The sequence below is a fragment of the Pararcticibacter amylolyticus genome (assembly GCF_003130405.1).
GTDB classification, from domain to species: Bacteria; Bacteroidota; Bacteroidia; order Sphingobacteriales; family Sphingobacteriaceae; genus Arcticibacter; species Arcticibacter amylolyticus.
The window spans coordinates 1-5,171 of sequence record NZ_QEAS01000051.1 but is presented as its reverse complement, the minus strand read 5'-3'; the positions used below and the strand labels follow the sequence as shown (position 1 = coordinate 5,171).

The window sequence follows — 5,171 nt, the reverse complement described above, 5'->3', positions numbered from 1 at the left end:
CCATGAGCATCATAACCGCCTATACTAACTGATCCCATGAACGTATTGGTGCCGTTTCCATTGAAGTTAACCGTACCTTCATTTGACATACCTGTTGAATTAACATATGGCTCAATTGAAGTTTTGAAGCTATGAGACGGCCCGTTCACTTCATTAAACGGGAGTGCGTTTTGGGTACCGTCATAAACAGTTGGCGTTGCCGCTGCATTGGTCCGATAATTATAATGAGTAGCACCTCGTAACCAAATAATAATATTAGATGAGTTATTACCGCGAGTTGCGTCTGACCATCCCGCAATGAATTTGTTGTCTACGGGAGGGTAGGGAGCATATTGCCTGATATCTGCATCTGTAAATTGCGAGCCATTGCCCCAATTAGTCACATGGAACCTGAACCTCGCGATCAACGACCCGTGCCAGTCTCCATCTTGATGTACTTGAGCCCGGTTTAGTTCTAATTCACCAGCCATCAAGAAAGGGTCACCAAAAACTACCGGGTAAAATTTGTCAAAATCGCCTCCTACAAATATAGAACCGGAGCTTTGAGCATTGGCGATTTTGACAACCAAAGAAAGCGAGAGTAATAATAAGATTAATGTTTTCATGTAATTTCTTTTTTCTGAATTCAAGCCGCTAGTATAATAGGATATACTGCGGTTTGAGCGCAGTGGTTGTTTTATCGCATTTGAATGTTTTCCGCTGTTGATGAGTTGAAGAATAACGTGTTCCAATGCGGCGGCATAAGTGGAAGTCTTTAAACGAATAATGAGGCATAAGAATCCGACGGGGGAATGCCCGAGCTTTAATCCGGACTATTTTATGGCTTGAAGCTGTTGAGGAATTAGATGAGAATTTGAATGTACCGGGTTTAGAGCTAATGATAACGACTCAGAAAACGGCCTATTATTCTACAGGAGAAGAATTGTTAGAGCCTGGATCGTAAAGTTGCTGGTGATAATTTTCCTGTTTATAGAAAAAAAATCCCACTGCGGTGTGAGCGCAGTGAAAGGGGATACTTTAGGAGCCAGAAGAATGCTCCAATGAAAAAGAAGTCTTCAGGAGTCAGCGCGTGTGCGACAGTGGCCGTTACATTGATTAGCTACAGTAGTAACCAATCTTTAAAGGAGCATGTCATATTTTTTTAAATAGTACCAGTAGTGTAAATATAAACCTATATGAAATTACCGAAAAATCTGTTTTTTTTGCTATTGCTATCGGTAAAGGCTCTATCACAAACAGTGCCTTCTTTACCTAAGATTATTCCCCCTTCTCCTACAGTGCAGAACTTTATGCGCTATGGGGAGATTCCCGTGGATTACAGCACAGGAGTTCCTAATATTTCTATTCCGATCTACACGCTTGAAGGAAAAAAGTTAAATGTTCCTATTTCTATATCCTATCATGCTTCAGGTATTAAGGTGAATGATATTGCATCCGAAGTGGGACTTGGCTGGGTGTTGAATGCAGGAGGACTCGTTTCGCGCACAGTATTTAGTCAGCCTGATGGAACCGGCGCGCCAAGAACTTTCAGCTACGCCAACCAGTTAATCAACAAAGCGACTACAGACGCCCATTTTCTGGACAGGTCTTGCTGTTGCTTTAGAGGGATAATAAATGTGGAAGATTATTTGGTTCAATCAGGCAAATTTGAGAATGAAGATACAATGAGCGACCGCTTTTTCTACAAATTACCTGACGGCACATCGGGCGTATTTAGGAAGGGTTTTTTTAGTGATTCTATAATCACACTTCCTTACAAGCCCTATAAAATCGAGACCCAAAATGGCATTCAGCTGGATAGTATTAAAATTACAGATAATAATGGAACAATTTATAAGTTCAACCGGATGAGTAACACATCTCCTGACGCGATGGAGTGGTATCTAACTGAAATGCAATCTGGTGATGGAACGGAGACGATAAGTTTTCAATACAGGACGAACGAAGGGGAGTATACTATGGGGACGAGGTCGCAGGTGTTTGGTAGCCGGCTACCTATAACAATTTCTTGCAATCCCCCTAGTTCGGAGCCTTTTCTTTCATTGGGAAGTTCCGCAGTGACCTACCATCCCCCAGTCCTTGAGAAAATAGTCAGCTCGACTGCCATCGTTAGTTTCTCTTATGCAAGCCGTGAAGACTTCAACATGCTTAGGCTGTCGGAAATCAGTATATCGCCGGCCAGCGCACCAACTCAGGTTATTAAGCGCGTTAGGTTTACACCTAAATATTTCGGTTCAACCAATGCAGATAAAAGACTTGGACTTGATTATATTATCATAAGTGATAATAGTGGTACCACCTCAAGTAAATATAGTTTCGTATACGAAAGTCAGACTTTACCTCCTTATTCCTGGAAAATACAATCCGATATAAGGTATAACGAGGATTACTGGGGATATTATAACGGGAGTAATTCTTACTCATCTATTCCTGCTGATTTTATATCCAATGCTTCAGACAGGGGATATTATGGGAGCAACCGCGAAGCAAACCTTTCCCTTTCGCGTGCATGTATGCTTAGAGAAATTCAATATCCTACAGGCGGCAGGACGGTGTTTGAATTTGAAAGACCTTATTCTCCGTCCCTCTACGAATACAAAAATGCCGGAGGCTACTTTGGACCTTTTAGGGTCGCCAGTATCACCAACTATTCTGCAGGCAACGAGATAGCTGAGGTGAAGAGTTTTGAATACCAAAACGCCCGGTGGCGCCTCATTCGTCCACACTATTTCAAGTATGACCAGGTTTACCATGATATCGTCTTTCCTCATGGTCAATATTCCAATGATTGCTTTGCAGACTATACGCGGGAACTCGTTTTTTCCAGTTCTACATTGCCTTTAGAGGTCGCTCCGGGAATGCAGGTGATGTATCGGACAGTGATAGAGTTCAATGGTACTAAAACAAATAATACAGGGAAAACAGTATATGAATACCAGGAACCATACGCGCCATGGTCTTATGATAACAATCCTATACATCCGGCTCAATGGGAGCAGGACCGTTTTTATCACCCTTTTCACTACGACAGAGGAAATTATGTGCCACAAATGCTGGACAAAACTAACTTTCGGTACAACGGTAAAGCTTATATACCTCTTTCAAAGGAGGAATATAAGTACAATGTCTTATTCAGCAGGGAATTACATACAGGTTTTAAGTTAACGAGGCCTCAAATATTTACAGACCCTGCTAAATATTTTGTATTTGACTGCTATCTTGATATCATAGGAACGCCTTCAGCGATAGTAAACCAGTATATCGAATCCATTGTAGCTATCGATACAAAAGCCTACCAGGAGGCATCAGTTCTGAGTAATAGCAAGAATTATACATTTGATCCGCTTGATTCAACAAAGTATGTTCTGGCAAATACGGATTATACATACGATCAGAATCACTTGCAGATAAAAGAAAAGACCACTTTTTCCAGTAAGGGTGACACTCTTAAGACTATCAATAAATACCCTTCTGATTTTCCGGCAGACCCGGTAGCAGTGGCACTCCGTAACCGTAATCAGCTTACCCCGGTATTGGAAGAAGAATTATATAAAGGGTCAGGTTTTCTTCAGAAAACAAAGGTGCGTTATGATAACTGGGGAAACAATATTATCGAGCCTAAAGAAGTTCAGGTACAAAAAGCCGCAGGCCCGCTTGAAACACTGGTAAACTACCTTTCATATGATAAGAAGGGTAACGTAGGCTCCCTGAAAAAGGCGGGAGGCGTACCCGTAACTTATCTTTGGGGTTACCAGAATATATTGCCTGTTGCGAAGGTTGAGAATGCCAAACTGATAAAGAGTGACGGAGCGGCAGCTTATCAGTCATTCTATTTCGTGGATTTTATGAACGCTAACCAACGCTATTTCTTAAATGGAGTTTATAGTACGATCAAAGCGGGCAGCACTACCATTATGCGGCAGTACTTAAAGGGAGATGATCATTCAGCCTGGTTTTATGTATATATCTATGATGCTGGTCACAACTTAATAACATCCTATTCTGATTACATGTCGCAATCACAAACGTCCTTAACTGTTTCCAGCCAGATGACTTTAGCCGGTGGTTCCTATACCGTAGAAATTAGCTCATCCAATCCCTCAAACAAATTATATACCCATGAAGTGGGAATTATCATGGAGGGACCAGCAGGCGACCCCGCTACGCTTCCCGTCTATACCAGTTTTGAAGAAGACGAGGTGGCCACGGATGCAGTTTATTTCAAAACCGGAAGGAAGTCTCATTTCGGCGATTATACAATCTCACTTCCACCGTGCCCAGCCGACGAAAACAAATATGTCTTGTCCTATTGGATCAAGCTGAATGCAGGCTCGGCATGGAAGCTGGTTACGCAGGCAATCACGGTTCCGGCGTATCCTTCGAGTATTGTTATTGGGACCAGCGGTAGTTACATTGATGAGCTGAGAGTATACCCTGAGAGCGCGCTAATGACCACCTTCACTTACGATCCGCTGGTGGGAATAACCAGTGAGATTGATCCGCGAAACCGGATTACTACCTATGAATATGACAGTTTGCAACGCTTGAAAATTATCCGTGATTATGATAACAAGATTTTAAAAAGTTACGACTATCATTTAAAACCGTAAGAAAAACTGATGCTATCTTTTATCCTCATTGAATTTGTTTGCGCGGAGCTAGGGGGTATTACTATAGGTAATAATCATTCTTTTTTTAATCATTAATATGAAGAAAATAATAACAATAATCGGTTTTTTAGCGCTATCTCCTCTTGTTGGTGTTTTCAGCCAAAGTGTTTTTCCGACGGATGGCAGCAACGTAGGTATCGGGACTACTAATCCGACGACAGGGTTACAGCTGGGTGAACAGGGGAATGCAATATCCGGTAAACAGATTCTCATTCCGGGAGTGTATAATTTTGAGCAACTCCGGTTTGGTCAAATCGGAAATGGCAACATGGCTATGGAATTTGTTAACCATACCGGTGTACACACCTCTTATGGTATTCGTTTTCTTGTAGATTTAGATGACAGACCAGGGCTTCAGCTTCAATATTCACCAGCCAAGACCAATTACCAGGACTTGTCTTATAATACCGCATTGTATATAGACTTGTCGGGAAATATAAGCATTGGAACGACTAATCCTCATGAGTATAAACTAGCAGTTGCCGGTAATATGATTGCAGA

General features: G+C 41.8%; 3 protein-coding genes. 2 read left to right on the top strand and 1 reads right to left on the bottom strand.

The window, feature by feature from the left end; all coding sequences use genetic code 11:
* Positions 1 to 605, bottom strand: a 605-nt coding sequence (locus DDR33_RS24820; RefSeq protein ID WP_202913845.1) for a hypothetical protein, incomplete at its 3' end; no start/stop codon positions are given.
* A 570-nt stretch (positions 606 to 1,175) separates the two neighbouring features.
* Here DDR33_RS24820 and DDR33_RS24815 point away from each other — a divergent pair.
* The gene (locus tag DDR33_RS24815; protein WP_109418481.1) at positions 1,176 to 4,610 is read left to right on the top strand and encodes a hypothetical protein; all 3,435 of its coding nucleotides are present in this window, start codon (positions 1,176 to 1,178) and stop codon (positions 4,608 to 4,610) included.
* 97 nt (positions 4,611 to 4,707) lie between these two features.
* Positions 4,708 to 5,171: hypothetical protein (locus tag DDR33_RS24810; protein WP_146198870.1), on the top strand; the 464-nt coding region annotated here is incomplete at its 3' end.